Genomic DNA, 16,083 nt, shown 5'->3' with positions numbered 1-16,083 from the left:
GAACCACCTCCAACTCGTCCAGGGCGCGCTGGACGGCGCGCAGGTAGTCGACGTGTCCCACCTCGAACCAGTGCCGGCTGCTGTCCTCGACCCGGCCGGCGTACCGCTTCCCGGCTCGGGCGGCGACCGTGGCGGCGAACGCCTCCGCCCGTTCCGGGCGGTACTGGCGCAGCAGCAGCAGTCGGGCGAGGAGCACCGCCTGCCAGTGCAAGATCGGGAAGACCCCCGAGTCCGGCTGGACCAGTCCGACGACGGCCAGCGTCGGGTGGTTGCGGGGGAAGGCGTTCAGGTGGAGCGTCGGCCGTCCCACCCCGGCCTCGTCACCGAGGATCCGCGCGTCGAGGAACTCGAAGCGCGGCAGGTAACCGGTGGCGAAGACGACCAGGTCCGGGTCGATCTGACGGCCGTCGGCCAGCTCCACGGCGTACGGGTGGAAGCGGCGGACGTCCGGCGCCGGGGTGATCCGGCCGTGCCCGACGTAGTAGACGAGCTGGCTGTTGGCGATCGGGTGGGTCTCGTAGACCCGGTGGTCGGGTCGGGGCAGCCCGAAGCGGGTCAGGTCACCGACGGTCAGCCGCAGCGTCCGGTGGTAGAGCCACTGCCGGACGCGTCTCGGCACCCGGAGCGCCAACAGCAGGTCGTTGACCTGGTCGGCGGGGCGGCCGAGGACGTACTTGGGGGCGTACCAGTAGCCACGCCGGGTGGAGTGCCAGCAGCTGGCGGCCTGCTGGGCGGCCTCCACCGCGATGTCGCAGCCGGTGTTGCCGGCCCCCACCACCAGTACCCGCTTGCCCCGCAGCTGGGCCGGGTCCTTGTACGCCGAGGCGTGCATCGTCTCGCCCCGGAACTCGGCCAGCCCCTCGTACTCGGGCAGCTTCGGCGACCAGTTGTGGCCGTTGGCGATGACGACGGCGGCGTACCGGGAGGTCCGTTCCGGACCGTATCCGCCGGTGCTGCGGGTGGTCACGTCCCAGCGGTCCCCGGCGACCGGCTCGACCCGGATCACCTCGGTGCCGAACCAGATGTGCTGACGCAGGTCGAAGTGGTCGGCGTAACGCTCGAAGTACGCCAACAGCTGACTGTGGTGCGGGTAGTCCGGCCACGAGTCGGGCATCGGGAAGTCGGGGAACTGGGTGAACGGCCGCGACGAGATCAGGTGGGTGCTCGCGTAGACCGGACTGCGGTCGTGCCGCCAGTTCCACGCGCCGCCGACGCCGGTCTCCCGCTCGTAGCAGTCGACGCCGAAGCCGTGCTCCTTCAGGTTCTTCACCGTGGTCAGGCCGCTGGCCCCGGCGCCGATCACGCAGACCGTGGCACCACGGTCGGCGACCGGACGGCCGTCGGGGGTGAGGGCGAGCGTGACCGACGGGTCGTCGTGACCGCCGTGGTCGGTGGGGGTGGACACCGGGTATCTCTCCTTGGGGACGCCGTACGCGTGCCGGGTCGCCGCCGCATCCTCTCCACTTCGGAGAGTGTTTGTCCAGCCCGGACCCGTGGGCCGATCAGGTGGTGACCGGCAGCAGCAGATCCGCCAGGACGGGAAAGTGGTCGCTGGCCCGGCGGGTCTGCGGGGTGTCGACCACGTCGTAGTCGACCACGGTGATCCGGGGGTCGACGAAGAGCGCGTCGATCCGGCGGCGCGGGTCCGCGCACGAGTAGGTGAGCCGCTCGGCGCGGTCGGCGGCGACGGCCGCGTCGGTGAGCCCGTCGGCGATCGTCCGCCAGGCGGCGCCGCCCGGTCCCTCGTTGAAGTCCGCGCCCACCAGCACCGGCCACCGCGCCGTCTCGATCTCCGCCCGGAACAGGGCGGCCTGGGCGGGGCGCTCGGCCGGGTCGGTCGACAGGTGGGTGCCGGCCACCACGAAGCGGGCCCCGCCGACCGTGCACTCGGCGAACGCCGCGCCGCGCAGGTGCCGGCCAGGGGTGAGCGGGAAGCGCTGGCACCTGGTGGCGTGTACCCGCACCCGCAGGCTGGTCAGCAGCAGGTTGCCCAGCGCCGGCAGTCCACCGGCGCCCACCACCAGACCGAACGAGTCGGCCAGGGCGGCGCACTTGCTCCGCCAGCGGAACCGGCGTGGCCCCTCCTGCACGATGACCACGTCGGGTCGGACGGCCCGGACCACCTCCGCCAGCGCGGCCGTGTCGTCCCGCTGGGTGTGGATGTTGTACGACACCACCCGCAGCGGCACACCGTCCATCAGATCCGTCCTCCGTTCACGACTGCGGGGCTCCGCTGCGCTGCACTCCTCGCGCTTCACCCAACCACCCTCCGTTCACGACTGCGGGGCTCCGCTGCGCTGCACTCCTCGCGCTTCACCTAGAGCCGCCGGGCCAGGTCGGCGGCGCCGATGACGCCGGCGGTGTTGCCCATCTCGGCGGGGCGCACCTCGGCCACCGGCAGGCGGCCCCGCTGGGCGAGCGCCTCGGCGAACGACCGCCGGGTCGGGCCGAGCAGCAGGTCACCGGCCTCGACCACGCCGCCGCCGACGACCAGCACCTGCGGGTCGAGGATCTGGGCCATGTCGGCGAGGCTGGTGCCCAGCCACCGCCCGATCTGGGCGAACGCCTCGCAGGAGATCGCGTCGCCGCCCTGCGCGGCGGCGGTGACCATCGGTCCGGTGATCGACTCGGCGTCCCCGCCGGCCAGTGCGAGCAACGCGGCGGCGCGCTGCGGTTCCTGCCGGGCACCGGCCCGGGCGAAGCGGACCAGCGCGTTGCCGCTGGCGTACTGCTCGATGCAGCCGAGCCGGCCGCAGCCGCACTGGTGGCCGTCCGGGACGGTGAGCATGTGCCCCAGTTCGGCGGCGATGCCGTGCGCGCCCCGGACCAGCTCGCCACCGAGCACGATGCCACCGCCGACACCGGTGCCGATGGTGAACATCACCATCGAGTCCTCGGCGTGCCGGGCCGCGCCGTAGCGGAACTCGGCCCAGGCGGCCACGTTGGCGTCGTTCTCGACGATGACCGGCAGGCCGACGGCGGCGCTGACGTACGCCCGCAGCGGCTCGTCCCGCCAGGCCAGGTTGGGGGCGAACAGCACGGTGGAGCGGGTCGCGTCGATCCAGCCGGCCGCGCCGATGCCGATCGCGCCGATCGGGCGGCCGGCGGCCAGCTCGGTGACCACCTCGATGATGACGTCCCGGGTCTTGCCCACGTCCTCGGCGGGGGTGTCCCGTCGGGCCTGTGCCAGTACCCGGCCGGTGTCGTCGACCACACCGCCGGCCACCTTGGTGCCACCGACGTCGACTCCGATGGTCAGCGTCACCGCTGCCACTCCCCTCTGCTGTGCTGCCCGGCGCCGCCGGCCGGTGGCCGGGGTGGCGGGATGTCGTGGGTCAGGCCCCGTCGCCTGGTGGCTCCCCGTCCGCACCGTCGGGTACACGCGACGCGGGCACGACGGGACCCACGGTCGGGGCTCGCGCCGGGTCCGGCCCGGCGGCGTCGACGGGCGGTTCGGCGACGGCGACGGCCGGGTTCGTCGCGTCCTCCGCGCGGGTCGCGGCGGACCAGACGTCCCGTGCGGGCGCCGGATGGGAATCATGCCCGGTACGGGTGGCCTCGCGCCACACCTGATCATCACCGGCCGGATCCGGTTCGTCGGCGGTGGTCGCCGTCGGTTCCGGCACGAACGCCCTGAGCAGGCTGGCGACGCCGGCCGCGAGGTCGCCTGCGCCGGTGGCCAGACGTTCGGCGAACTCGGGGCTGGGGTCCCGCAGGGCGCGCATCGCGCGACAGATCGGGCACACGTCGCACTCGGCCGTACCGGTGGCGAATCCGTGTGCGGCACCGGGCCCGCTGGCCCCGCCCGGCACACCGCCGGTCCCGGGGCGCCCACTGTGACCGAGGACACCGGCGAGCATCCCACCGAGCGGACCCCACGACCCGGTCGGCGTACCGGCCGCCGCCAGTCGCGCGGTGGCCAGCACCGTGGCGACCAGCCGCTCCGCCTCCTCCCGGGCCGAACCCGGATCGGTACCCCCCACGTTCGGCTCCTCTACCCCGGCGGCACCGCGCCGGTTCGGTTCAGCGGGTCACACCGGGTGCTTCTACCCGATGCTTCAACTGCTTCAACGCCGTGTCCATGATCATTTTCTCGGCCTTGCGGCGGAACATCCCGAGCATGCCGACGGAGAGCTCCACCTCGAGGGTGTAGGTCACCGTGGAGGTGCCGTCCGGGTTGCCGACCACGTCGTACGAGCCCCGCTGGGCGCGCTGCATCCGGGACGGGGCCGCCAGGTGCCACTCGATCCGGGAGAGGTCCTCGGCGTACTCGTAGGCCAGCACGTACTCGTCGGCCAGCACGCCGGCGTCGATGGTGAACCGGACCTGGCTGGCGTAGCCGTCCTCGTACTCCTCGACCACCTCGACCCGGCGCACCGCCTCGGTCCACTCGGGGTAGCGGGCGAAGTCGCAGATGACCGCGACCACCCGGTCCGGGGGCGCGTCGATGGTGATCGACTGGGTGGAGGAGTCCGCCATGGGGGGAGGCTACCCGGCCGGGCCGGGCCGGGCAGTGCCCCGGTCCACCCCCACGAACCCGGCCCACCTGGTGACCGGCGGCGACGGGTAGGTTTCGACGAGGTCGTCCGGCCCGTCCGACGGCCCGGCCCGACCGTCCGCGAGCACGAGGAGTGCAGGTGCGCGAGTTCTCCGTCCCGCCGATCGTCAGCGTCGGCGACGCGGCCAACCTGACCGACCCGGTCTGGGCGAACGCCGACGCCGCACCGGACGCGGTGCAGTTCGCGCGCCCGCTGCCGGCGGCCGACGGAACGGGACGGACCTGGACGGACGTGACCTGCCGGCAGTTCCGTGACGAGGTGGTCGCGGTGGCCCGGGGCCTGGTCGCGGCCGGCATCACCCGGGGCTCCCGGGTCGGGCTGATGAGCCGCACCCGCTACGAGTGGACCCTGCTGGACTACGCCATCTGGGCGGCCGGCGCGGTGACCGTGCCGATCTACGAGACCTCCAGCGCCGACCAGGCCGCCTGGATCCTGGCCGACTCCGGAGCGGTCGCCTGCCTGGTGGAGACCACCGCGCACGCCACCCTGGTCGCCGGGATCGCCGACCAGCTGCCCGAACTGGACCGGGTCTGGCAGATCGACCTCGGGGCGGTGGACGAGCTGGTGGCCCTGGGCGCGCCCGTCGACCCCCGGGAGATCGACCGGCTGCGCGGGCAGGTCCACGCCGACGACGTCGCCACCATCATCTACACCAGTGGCACCACCGGCCGCCCCAAGGGCTGCGTGCTCACCCATCGCAACATGTACGCCGACATCGCCAACGCGGTCCCGGTGCTGCCGAACCTGTTCAACGCCGGCGCCTCGACCCTGCTCTTCCTGCCGCTGGCGCACGCCTTCGCCCGGCTCGTCCAGATCGGCATGGTGCACGCCCGCGCCACCATGGCGCACTGCGCCGACACCACGAACCTGGTCGCGGAGTTGCAGGACTTCCGGCCGACCTTCGTGCTCTCGGTGCCCCGGGTCTTCGAGAAGGTCTACAACGGCGCCCGGCAGAAGGCCCGGACCGAGGGGAAGGGCCGGATCTTCGACCGGGCCGAGGCGGTGGCGGTCGCCTGGAGCGAGGCGCAGGACCGGCCGGGCGGGCCGGGGCTGGCCCTGCGGTTGCAGCACACCCTCTTCGACAAGCTGGTCTACCGCAAGCTGCGCGCCGCCCTCGGCGGTCGCTGCCGGGACGCCATCTCCGGTGGTGCCCCGCTCGGCGCCCGGCTCGGACACTTCTTCCGCGGTATCGGGGTGACGATCCTGGAGGGTTACGGCCTCACCGAGACCTCCCCGGCCGCCGCCGCCAACCTGCCCGGCGCCACCCGGATCGGCTCGGTCGGCCGGCCGCTGCCCGGGGTCACCGTCCGCATCGCCGACGACGGCGAGATCCTCATCGCCGGTGACCTGGTCTTCCGCGGGTACTGGCGGAACGACGAGGCGACCGCCGAGGCACTCGTGGACGGCTGGTTCCGCAGCGGTGACCTGGGCCAGCTCGACGCCGACGGCTACCTCAGCATCACCGGCCGCAAGAAGGAGATCATCGTGACCGCGGGCGGCAAGAACGTCGCCCCCGCGGTGCTGGAGGACCAGGTGCGCGCGCACCCGCTGGTCAGTCAGTGCGTGGTGGTCGGCGACCGGCAGCCGTTCATCGCCGCGCTGGTCACCATCGACGAGGAGGCGCTGCCGAAGTGGCGGGACGCGGCCGGCCTGCCGGCCACCGCCACCCTCGACGACCTGCGGGAACACCAGGCGCTGCTCGCCGAGATCCAGAGCGCGGTCGACGCTGGCAACCGGACCGTGTCGAAGGCCGAGGCGATCAAGGTGTTCCGGATCCTGCCGCGCGACTTCACCGAGGCCACCGGCGAATTGACCCCCTCGCTGAAGGTGAAGCGGAACGTCGTGCACGAGACGTACGCGACCGAGATCGCCGAGATCTACTCCCGCTGACTACGATCCGTCACGTGTCCGCCTCCACACCCACCCGGCCCCAGCCGCACCCACTGGCCGTCACCGCCCGAGTGGTCGTGCTCGCGCTGGTCGCCGTCCTGACCCTGATCGCCACCCGGGAGGTCGACCAGCTCTGGTGGATCGCCCTGCTGGCCCTGGCCGGCGTGCCGGCGCTGCTCGCGCCGAGCGACCGGCTCCTCAGTCCACTCAGTCGGGCCGCCGAGGTGGTGGTGCTCGGCCTGGCCGCCAGCCAGGTGGCCGCGGTGGCGACCATCGGCGGCCCGATCGGCGGGCTCGGCGCCTCGGCGGTCCTGCCCTACCTGGCCGTACCGGTCACCGTGACCGCGCTGCGCCGCCAGTTCCGCGAGGGCGCCGCGCTGCTCGCGGTCACCGCGGTCACCCTGCTGCTCAGCGGGGCGTTGACCGAGGTCGACGGGGAACGCCAGCTCGGCCAGCTCGGATACCTCGCGGTCTGTGCCCAGTGGCTGCTGCTGGCCGGGCTCGGGCTCTACGCCGCCAGCACCCTGCACCGGGTGATGGCGGTCCGCGTCGACGCCAAACCCCAGCCCCAGCCGTACGCCGAGGCGACCCGGCTGCTGACCCAGCTGCGCGGGGTCGCCCGGCAGCTCCCCGGCGCCACCCTCGACCCGGGCGGCATCTCCGAGCACCTGCTCGAGGAGCTGCGCACGGTCACCCGGGCGGACCGGGCCGCGGTGCTCTCCGCCAGCGGCGGCGGCCGGCTGGTGGTGCTCGCCCAGGTCGGCGTGGACCGGGTGGACTGGGAGACCACGCTCGACGCCGACTCGGCGATCGCCGACGCCTGGGCCAGCCAGCAGCCGCAGACCGCCAACCGGTCACAGGCCCGCTCGCACCGGGGCGGGGACGTCTCCGCCCTGATCGTGCCGCTGGTCGCCGGGGTCCGGACGGTGGGCCTGGTGGCGTTGGAGGCGGACGTGGCGCAGGCGTACCCGGCGGCGGTGGTGGAGAAGGTGACCGCGCTGACCCGTCCGGCGGCGCTGCGGCTGGAGGCGGCGCTGCTCTTCGACGAGGTGCGCTCGCTGGCCACCAACGAGGAGCGGCAGCGGCTGGCCCGGGAGATCCACGACGGGGTCGCCCAGGAGCTGGTGATGGTCGGCTACGGCATCGACAACGCCCTGGCCACCGTGCACGACGACGCCGAGGAGACCGCGGAGAGCCTGCGCACGCTGCGCGGTGAGGTGACCCGGGTGATCCAGGAGCTGCGGCTGAGCCTGTTCGAGCTGCGCAGCGAGGTGGACCGGCACGGCGGGCTGGCCGCCGCGATCGCCGAGTACGCCCGTACCGTCGGCGCCTCCGGCGGGCTGCGGGTGCACCTGTCCCTGGACGAGTCGACCGCCCGGCTGCCCGCCGCCACCGAGGCCGAGTTGCTGCGCATCGCCCAGGAGGCGGTGACCAACGCCCGCAAGCACGCCGGGGCGACCAACCTCTGGGTCACCTGCGAGGTGGACCCCCCGTACGCGCAGATCGAAGTGTCGGATGACGGTCAGGGAATGGCCGACCAGCGCCCGGACGGCCGGTACGGCCTTGCGATCATGGCGGAGAGGGCGGAACGTATCCGGGGCCGGTTGGAGATCCGTCCACGGCAACCGAGCGGTACGACGGTGGCGGTGGTTCTCGGCACCTCGCCCCGACGCGATACCGTGCGCGGTAGCGTGACCGCAGGAGAAGGGGAGTAACCCGAGGATGACCACCAGTCCGATACCGGCCACCCGTACCAAGGTCCTCCTTGTGGACGATCATGACCTGATCCGTAAGGGTCTGCGGCACGCTTTCGAGCGGGACCGCCAGTTCGAGGTGGTCGGCGAGGCCGCCACCGCCGCCGAGGGGGTCCGGCAGGCCGGCGCGCTCCAGCCCGACGTGGTGATCATGGACTTGCGCCTGCCCGACGGCAGCGGCCTGGAGGCCACCCGGGCGCTGCGCAAGTCGAGCGCGTCGATGGGCATCGTGGTGCTCACCATGTACGCCGGTGACGACCAGCTCTTCGGGGCCCTGGAGGCCGGGGCCAGCGCCTTCGTGCCGAAGACCGCGCCGGCCGACGAGGTGGTGGCCGCTGCCCGGCACGCCGCCTCCTCCCCCAGCGCCTTCACCGCCGCCGACCTGGCCGAGGCGATGAAGCGCCGGCTCGCGCCGTCCGGTCCGCAGCTCTCGCCCCGGGAGGGCCAGGTGCTGCGGCTGCTGGCGGACGGGATGAGCGTCGCCGGCATCGCCAAGCAGCTCTTCGTCAGCGAGTCCACGGCGAAGACGCACATCTCGAAGCTCTACGAGAAGCTCGGTGCCGCCAACCGGGCCCAGGCGCTGATGACCGCGCTGCGGCTGGGCCTGCTGGAAGCCCCGGACGCGCCCAAGTTCTAGAGCGTCGCCCGCCGACCGGGAGGTCCGCGTCCGCCCGAGGTGGCCGACGCCGACCTCCCGGCCCGCTTTCCGGCCCGCGCCGGACCCGAAGCCGAGGTGACGCGGTCTGGTCACCCGGGCGGTGAGCGGGCAGAATACCCGGGTGGCCCACGGGGGCGACCGTCGTCGTGAACGTGTCAAAAGGGGTAGCGCAATGCGGCCGGACTGGGCACCCGACACCATCGACGTCGAGCGCCCGAGCGTGGCCCGCATGTACGACTACTACCTCGGCGGGTCGCACAACTTCGCCGCCGACCGGGCCGCCGCCGGGGCGATGATGGCCGCCGTCCCGGAGGCGCCACTGATGGCCCAGGCCAACCGGGCGTTCATGCGGCGGGCCGTGCACTTCCTGGCCGAGTCGGGCGTACGCCAGTTCCTCGACATCGGTTCGGGCATCCCGACCGTCGGCAACGTGCACGAGGTCGCGCAGCGGATCGCCCCCGACTCCCGGGTGGTCTACGTCGACGTCGACCCGGTGGCGGTCGCCCACAGCCGGGAGATCCTCAGTCACGACGAGCGGGCCGTCGTCTTCCAGGAGGACCTGCGTCGGCCGGAGCGGATCCTGGACCATCCCGACCTGCACGCCCTGCTCGACCTCACCGAGCCGGTCGCCCTGATGATCGTCGCCGTGCTGCACTTCGTCGCGGACGACGACCGGCCGGCGGAGATCCTGCGCACCCTCCGGGACGCCCTCGCCCCGGGCAGTTTCCTGGTCCTCTCCCAGGCCAGCGACATCGGCCAGTACGGCGACGCCCGGTCCGACGCAGAACGGGTCTACCGCAACACCGACAATCCGCTCATCCTCCGCGACCGCGCCGAGCTGACCACGTTCTTCGACGGTTTCGAGCTGATCGAACCGGGTCTGGTGTGGGTGCCGGCGTGGCGGCCGGAGTTCCCCGAGCACGCCGAGGACGCCGCCCGGTCGGGCTTCCTGGGCGGGGTGGGGCGGCTCGGTGGATGAGCCGCCCCCGGCGACGGGGTCCCGCCCGTGTCCCGGCGCCTTCGCCCGCGCCTGGGCCAGGGCGGTCTCTGGCACGAGCTACCTGCCGATGACGCAGGAGCAGCTGGAGGGCTTCCTCCAGCTGCTCACCGACCGGCTCGCCGACGCGTTGCGCGCGGAGCCCTTCGATCCCCGGATCGGCCACCAGGTAGGGATCGACCTGGTGGCCGCGCACATCGCCTCGGCCGAGGGGCTCGGCCGGACCGTCGAGATCATCCAGCTCCGGCTGCTCTCCGACCTCGGGCTGGTCGCCGACGACGCCGCGGACCGGCTGGCCCGGTTGCTGGCGACCGTCGCCACCGGTTACGCCCGCGCGCTGCGGGACCGCACACTGGACGCCCAGGAGTCGCTGCGGCGGGCCGCCATGGTGGCCCGAGCACAGGCCGAGCGGGCGCTCCGGGAGAGCGAGGCGCGGTTCCGGCACCAGGCCACCCACGACCCGCTGACCGCCCTGCCGAACCGCACCCTGTTCACCGAGCGCCTGACGGCGGCGATCGACCGGGCGGGCCGTGCCGGCCACCGGGTCGGGCTCTGCTTCCTCGACCTGGACCGCTTCAAGGTCGTCAACGACACGCTCGGCCACCATGTCGGCGACTCGCTGCTGGTCTCGGTGAGCCGGCGACTGCGGGAGGCGGTCGGCGGCCATCTGGTAGCCCGGCTCGGCGGCGACGAGTTCGTCATCCTGGTGGAGCGGACCGCCGGCACCGAGGACGTGGTCCGGGTCGCCGAGGCGGCGCTGCACGCGGTCAACCGGCCCGCCCTGGTGGACGGGCACGAGCTGACCGTCTCCGCCAGCATCGGCATCGTCGAACGCCCGGTCGCCGGCACCACCCCGAGCGACCTGATGCGGGCCGCCGACAGCACGCTGCACTGGGCGAAGGGGGCCGGCGGGGCCCGCTGGGAACTCTTCGACGTCGACCGCAACCAGCAGGAACTGGCCCGGTACGCGCTCTCCGCCGCCATCCCGGCCGCCCTGGAGCGGGGCGAGTTCTACCTGGACTACCAGCCGCTGACCTCGCTGCACGACGGCAGCGTGGTCGGGGCGGAGGCGCTGGTCCGGTGGCGTCACCCCGAACTGGGCGAGCTACGGCCGGACCGGTTCATCGGGCTGGCCGAGGAGACCGGCCTGATCGTGCCGCTCGGTGGCTGGGTGCTCGCCGACGCGGCCCGGGAGGCGGAGGGCTGGCCAGCGGGCGGCCGGTCGCGCGCGCCGTTCGTCAGCGTCAACCTGGCGGTCCGGCAGGTGCACGGTCCGGGCCTGGTACGGCAGGTACGTGACCTGCTGGAGGAGACCGGCCTGCCACCGGAACGGCTCCAGCTGGAGATCACCGAGAGCGCCATGATGAGCACCACCGGCGAACCGGTCCACGCGTTACGGACGCTGGCCGACGCCGGTGTCCGGATCGCCATCGACGACTTCGGCACCGGCTACTCCAACCTGGCGTACCTGCGCGACCTGCCGGTGACCGAGCTGAAGGTGGCCGGGAACTTCGTCACCGGGCTGCGCGGCGCCAACGCCGACCCGGCGAGCCGCACCGACGAGCGGATCCTCGCCTCCCTGGTGTCGTTGGCGCACGCGCTGGACCTCACCGTCACCGCGGAGGGGGTGGAGACGGCCGCCCAGGCCGAACGGCTGCGGGCGATCGGATGCGACTCGGCGCAGGGCTGGCACTTCGGCCGGCCGGGCCCGGCCGGGCAGATCCTCGACCTGCTCTGCCGGGAACGGCAGGCCACACCGACCGTCATCGCCGCACCCCGCTGAGGCGCACCGGCCCCGGCACCGCTCCGGAGCGGCGGCGGGGGGTGGTCAGCCGGCGAGCAGGGCGGCCAGCCGCTGGGCCTGGGTCTCCCAGCGCCACTCCCGCTCGACCCAGGCCCGTCCCGCCGCACCGAACTGGCGGGCCAGGTCCCGGTCGGCGAGCAGGGTCGCCACCCGGTCGGCGAGCTGCGCCACGTCCCGCCCGCGCACCACGTACCCGGTCTCGCCCTCGCGGACCGCGTCCGGCGCGCCGCCGGAGTCCCCGGCCACCACGGGCAGTCCGGTGGCGGACGCCTCCAGGTAGACGATGCCCAGCCCCTCCACGTCGAGCCCCCGGTTGCGGGTGCGGCAGGGCATCGCGTACACGTCACCGGCGGCGTAGTGCGCCGGCAGCTCGGCGGCGGGCACGGTGCCGGTGAAGACCACGTCCCGCTCCACCCCGGTCTGGCGGGCGAGTTTCTCCAGGGTGCCCCGGTACGGTCCGCCCCCGACCACCAGCAGGGCGGCGTCCGGCACCCGGCGGCGGATCGCCGGCAGGGCCCGGATCAGGGTGTCCTGCCCCTTGCGCGGCACCAGCCGGGAGACGCAGACCACCACCGGCCGGTCGGTCAACCCCAGTCGGGCCCGGACCACCTCCCCGTCCACGTCGGGGTGGTACGCGTCCACGTCCACGCCGGGTGCCAGCCGCCGCAGGTCGGTGAGGCCGTGCAGGACCCGTTCGAGCCGGACCCGGGTGTAGTCGCCGAGGTAGGTGACCACGTCCGCGCCCCGGCCGATCCGGCGCAGGGCCGTCCGGGCGACCGGCAGCGCCGCCCAGCCGACCTCGTGCCCGTGGGTCAGGGCCAGCACGCGACGGATCCCGGCCCGGCGACGCAGCCCCGGGGCGAGCAGCCCGAGCGGGGCCGCCGCCCCGAACCAGACGGAGTCGCAGTCGTACCGGCGGGCCAGCGCGGCGGCACGCCGGGCGACCAGCGGGGTGGGCAGCAGCACCCGGGTGCGTTCCCGGACCACCTCGAACGGCTGGTCCGCGTCGAACTTCTCGGCGTCCCGCCAGGTCGACGCGTAGACCACCACCGAGCCGGCGGGCTGGTGCAGCGCCAGGTTGTAAACGAACGACTGGATGCCGCCGGGTCGGGGCGGGAAGTCGTTCGTGATCAGCAGCGTACGGCTCATCGGCCGGTCTCCCTGGCGTGTGCGCGGGCAGCGGCCATCCGCTCCACGGTGGACGGGTGTGACGCGGAGTAGAGGTACTCCCAGCGGGGCGGGTCGGGGTCGGCCAGGTTCGCCCCGGCCAATCGACGCTGCATCGCCTCGAACGTCGCCGGGTCGCCGGTGAGCGCCATCGCGTGCGCGTCGGCCCGCGCCTCGACCCGGCGGGACAGCATCGCCTGGACCGGTGTGCTCACCAACCCGACCAGCGTGACCAGCGCGAGCACCAGCGGAAAGGCCCGAGGGTCCCGGATCGAGTCGACCCCGGCCAGCCGCAGCAGCCCACCCCATGATCCGAGCAGGTAGAGGGCGACCACCGCCGCCGCCGCGCCGAGCGCGCCGGTCACCGTGCCGACCAGCACGTCCCCGTGCTTGGCGTGGGACAACTCGTGGGCGACCACGCTCGTCACCTCCTGCGGCGTCGCCTCCCGCAGCAGGGTGTCGTAGACGACGATCCGGCGGGTCGGGCCGAAGCCGGAGACGTAGGCGTTGACCGCGCGGGTGCGGCGGGAGGCGTCGGCGACCAGCACGTCGCGGACCGGCACGCCGTCCCGGGCGGCCAGCTCCATGACCTCGGTCCGCAGTGGACCGGGCTCCATCGGGGTGAACCGGTTGAAGACCGGCTCGACCAGCACCGGCAGGACGAGGGAGAGGAGCAGCACCAGCCCGGCCGCGCCGGCCGCCCCGAACGCCCACCACCAGCGTGGGGCGAGCCGGAGCACGGTGTAGAAGCCGAGCAGCGCGACCGCGCCGACGACCGCGCTGAGCGCGTACGACTTGAGCAGGTCGACGGTCCAGCCGCCCCAGCCGTTGGTGCTCAGGTCGTATCGGGTGAGGACCACCTGCCGCCAGGCGGCGAACGGAAGGGTGACCAGGTCGGCGACGAGCACCACGGCGAGTCCGCCGGCCAGGGCCTGAGCGGTCCAGTGCCCACCGAAGGGGCGTCCGGCCAGCTCGACCAGGCGCGCGCCCAGCGGGGTGAGCCCGAGCAGGAGCGCCACCAGCAGCCCGACGGTCAGGGCGGCCCAGCCGCCGGGGCGCAGTGCGGCCCGGAACTCGCGGGCCCGCTCCACCCGGTCGACGGGGAGGTCCCGCAGGGCGGCGAGCTGGTCGGCGCGGGGCGCGGGCGGACGACTCCACGGGATGAGCAGCGCCACCGTGAGCAGCCCGGCGACGACCAGGACGGCGAGGGTGAGCATCGCCCAGCCGCGCGGGGTCACCGGCGTGCTCCACCGAGGCCGCGTACCCGAACCATGCCGTCTTCCTCTCGCCGTGACCGCCCATCCTAGGGCCCGGCGGGAGCGGGCGGAGATCTCGGTGGAAAGTGGCCCGGACGGGTCGATCCGGTCGGACCGTGCCGGCGTCAGGCGGCGCGGAACGGCCAGGCGGTGCCGGCCTCAGGCGGCGCGGAACGGCCGGGCGGTGCCGGCCGGGGCGGGACCAGCGAGAACCTCCACCTCGAAGCCGGCGCGGGCGAGGATCTCGACCGCGTGCTGCTCGGCGGCACCGAGCCCGGCAACCTGCTCCGGTGTGTCGAACAGCACGGTGACCAGGCAGTCTGCACAGCCGCGACCCCGGATCTCGCATCTGGCGCAGTCGATGAGCATGGCTTCCTCCTGAAGCGATGCGGTGCGGCACCCGAGCCACGGCCACGCGGCCATCGGCCACCCGGCAGCTCGAACACCCTCGGTCACCGTCACGCTACGCGGGGGGTACGACAGAACCGGCGTGCGCCGCTCAGGAGCGGGCCAGCCGCCGCAGCAGCGCGTCCGCGCCGAGGGGGTACGCGCCGTGCCGGCGGACCCCGTCGGCGACCTCCCGGTCGGAGGAGACCACCACCACCGGACGCCCTGCGGGCTCGGCCCGGACCAGCCGGCGGATCAACTCGTCGGCGGTCTCCCCCTTGCGGGAGAAGAGCACCCGCACCCCGCGCGGCGTCGGCGGCAGCCCGTGCATCCGCTCCGCGCCGTCGAAGACCACGGTCACCTCGTCCCCGGTCTGCGCGGCGATCCCGCCGAGCCCGGTGATCAGCCGCTTGCGCTGTTGTTCCAGGGACATCTCGCCGAAGCCGCGTTTGGTGACGTTGTAGCCGTCCACCACCAGGTGCGCCTTGGGCAGGGCGAGCAGCTGGTCCAGCCGGGCCGGGTCGTCGGTGTCCCGGGCACGGGCGGACGGGTTGGCCGGGGCGGCGGTCGGCTGGTCGGCGAGGGTGTCGGCGACGAAGTCGGCGGGGAGCCGGTCCACCGGGTCCAGGGCAAGTTCCCGGCGCAGGCCGACGGCCGCCTGGCCGATCGTCTCCAGCAGCAGCCAGAGCTTCGCGTCGTCGACCGACCGGGCCTCCTTGGCGCTGGCTCGGGCGACCCCGGCGACGGCCTCCGCCTCGGCCAGTCGGTTGCGGACCCGGCGCAGCTCGGCGTCGGCGTCCGCGGCGGCGCGGGCGGCCCGGCCGCGTTCGGTGGCGAGCAGCTCGTTGGCCCGGCGTTCCCGGGCCTGGGTCTCCCGCAGCGAACGGGCCAGCACCCGGTGCTCCTCACGGAGTTGGCCCAGCTCGTCGCGGACCCGGGCCAGCTCGTCACGGAGCTTCTCCGCCTCCACCCGGGCCACCGCCCGGTCGTGCTCGGCCCGGGTGGCCCGCTGTTCGGCCTCCCGCACCAGTTCCGCGACGACCGCGCTGTCGGCCTCGGCGCGCACCGCCGCGCCGCTGGCGTCGACCAGGTCCCGCCAGCCCGTCGGGCGGACGAGATACGCCAGGGCGGCCACCTCGACCGGGTCGGCGGCGGCCGGGGCCGTCCCCTCGACGACGGCGGCACCGAGGTCACCGGAGTCGGCGAGCACCCGGGCGGTGACCCGTTGCCGGAACAGCGGATCGGCGGTGAGCTGGGCGGCGATGGCCGGCGCACCGAGCCGGGCCCGCCGGTTGGGGGCGAACTTGGCCACCCGGCGCAGTGGCACGGGCACCTCGTCGGCCGGCAGACCGGGCAGCACCGCCGCGGTGAGCGTGACGATCCGCTGTCGAACCGGCTCGGGCAGCACGGGCTCGGGCTCCGAGCTTCCCGCCTCTGGCGTGGGCGCGGTCGTGTGCTCGCCGTCACCGGAGGCGTCGAGCCCCGTGGCGACCGTCCCCGGGTCGGGGGTGCGGTCGTCGTACGGCTCGGTGAGGGGCATGTGGCAAGTCTCCCACCGCGAGCGGGCCCACCGCCCGGTGAGTGAGCCGATCTCTCATCCTAGTCGCGTGG

The 16,083-nt window shown here is 74.1% G+C and carries 14 protein-coding genes; 5 read left to right on the top strand and 9 right to left on the bottom strand.

The features are described 5' to 3' along the window. The 5 genes from AB0F58_RS11045 to AB0F58_RS11025 all read right to left on the bottom strand — a co-directional run. Nucleotides 1-1,405, bottom strand: a 1,405-nt coding sequence (locus AB0F58_RS11045; RefSeq protein WP_357141233.1) for an NAD(P)-binding domain-containing protein, incomplete at its 3' end; no start/stop codon positions are given. 97 nt (nucleotides 1,406-1,502) lie between these two features. Continuing rightward, nucleotides 1,503-2,198: an endonuclease/exonuclease/phosphatase family protein gene (locus AB0F58_RS11040; protein ID WP_357141230.1), complete on the bottom strand. Its 696-nt coding sequence runs from the start codon at nucleotides 2,196-2,198 to the stop codon at nucleotides 1,503-1,505. A 119-nt stretch (nucleotides 2,199-2,317) separates the two neighbouring features. Beyond that, complete coding sequence (locus tag AB0F58_RS11035) at nucleotides 2,318-3,274, bottom strand: ROK family glucokinase (RefSeq protein WP_357141226.1); 957 nt, start codon at nucleotides 3,272-3,274, stop codon at nucleotides 2,318-2,320. A gap of 61 nt (nucleotides 3,275-3,335) precedes the next feature. Continuing rightward, on the bottom strand, nucleotides 3,336-3,983 hold the full coding sequence (locus tag AB0F58_RS11030) for a hypothetical protein (RefSeq protein ID WP_357141222.1): 648 nt from the start codon (nucleotides 3,981-3,983) through the stop codon (nucleotides 3,336-3,338). A 40-nt stretch (nucleotides 3,984-4,023) separates the two neighbouring features. Next, nucleotides 4,024-4,479, bottom strand: coding sequence for an SRPBCC family protein (locus AB0F58_RS11025; RefSeq protein WP_357141219.1), 456 nt, complete (start codon nucleotides 4,477-4,479; stop codon nucleotides 4,024-4,026). A 158-nt stretch (nucleotides 4,480-4,637) separates the two neighbouring features. Between AB0F58_RS11025 and AB0F58_RS11020 the strand changes: the two genes are divergently transcribed. From AB0F58_RS11020 to AB0F58_RS11000, 5 genes are all read left to right on the top strand, one after another. Beyond that, nucleotides 4,638-6,449 (top strand): long-chain fatty acid--CoA ligase, encoded by a 1,812-nt coding sequence (locus AB0F58_RS11020; protein ID WP_357141215.1) that lies wholly within the window; start codon nucleotides 4,638-4,640, stop codon nucleotides 6,447-6,449. A 14-nt stretch (nucleotides 6,450-6,463) separates the two neighbouring features. Continuing rightward, on the top strand, nucleotides 6,464-8,164 hold the full coding sequence (locus AB0F58_RS11015) for a GAF domain-containing sensor histidine kinase (protein WP_357141212.1): 1,701 nt from the start codon (nucleotides 6,464-6,466) through the stop codon (nucleotides 8,162-8,164). Between the two features lie 7 nt (nucleotides 8,165-8,171). Beyond that, nucleotides 8,172-8,840, top strand: coding sequence for a response regulator transcription factor (locus AB0F58_RS11010; protein ID WP_030337723.1), 669 nt, complete (start codon nucleotides 8,172-8,174; stop codon nucleotides 8,838-8,840). A 193-nt stretch (nucleotides 8,841-9,033) separates the two neighbouring features. Continuing rightward, the gene (locus AB0F58_RS11005) at nucleotides 9,034-9,840 is read left to right on the top strand and encodes an SAM-dependent methyltransferase (RefSeq protein WP_357141208.1); all 807 of its coding nucleotides are present in this window, start codon (nucleotides 9,034-9,036) and stop codon (nucleotides 9,838-9,840) included. A gap of 88 nt (nucleotides 9,841-9,928) precedes the next feature. Continuing rightward, the gene (locus tag AB0F58_RS11000; protein WP_357141205.1) at nucleotides 9,929-11,641 is read left to right on the top strand and encodes a bifunctional diguanylate cyclase/phosphodiesterase; all 1,713 of its coding nucleotides are present in this window, start codon (nucleotides 9,929-9,931) and stop codon (nucleotides 11,639-11,641) included. 45 nt (nucleotides 11,642-11,686) lie between these two features. Here AB0F58_RS11000 and AB0F58_RS10995 read toward each other — a convergent pair whose 3' ends face one another. The 4 genes from AB0F58_RS10995 to AB0F58_RS10980 form a co-directional block, all read right to left on the bottom strand. Beyond that, a complete protein-coding gene (locus AB0F58_RS10995; RefSeq protein WP_357141202.1) occupies nucleotides 11,687-12,811 on the bottom strand; it encodes a glycosyltransferase family 4 protein in 1,125 nt (374 codons plus the stop codon). Continuing rightward, the gene (locus tag AB0F58_RS10990) at nucleotides 12,808-14,067 is read right to left on the bottom strand and encodes a M48 family metallopeptidase (protein WP_357141199.1); all 1,260 of its coding nucleotides are present in this window, start codon (nucleotides 14,065-14,067) and stop codon (nucleotides 12,808-12,810) included. The genes AB0F58_RS10995 and AB0F58_RS10990 overlap by 4 nt, the downstream gene beginning before the upstream one ends. Nucleotides 14,068-14,244: 177 nt before the next feature. After that, a complete protein-coding gene (locus tag AB0F58_RS10985) occupies nucleotides 14,245-14,454 on the bottom strand; it encodes a hypothetical protein (protein WP_357141196.1) in 210 nt (69 codons plus the stop codon). A gap of 130 nt (nucleotides 14,455-14,584) precedes the next feature. Then, nucleotides 14,585-16,012 (bottom strand): NYN domain-containing protein, encoded by a 1,428-nt coding sequence (locus AB0F58_RS10980; protein WP_357141193.1) that lies wholly within the window; start codon nucleotides 16,010-16,012, stop codon nucleotides 14,585-14,587. Nucleotides 16,013-16,083 lie beyond the last annotated feature (71 nt).

Origin of the sequence: Micromonospora sp. NPDC023956 (genome assembly GCF_040639195.1) — a bacterium.
GTDB lineage: Bacteria > Actinomycetota > Actinomycetes > Mycobacteriales > Micromonosporaceae > Micromonospora.
This window is presented reverse-complemented; position numbering and strand designations above follow the sequence as displayed.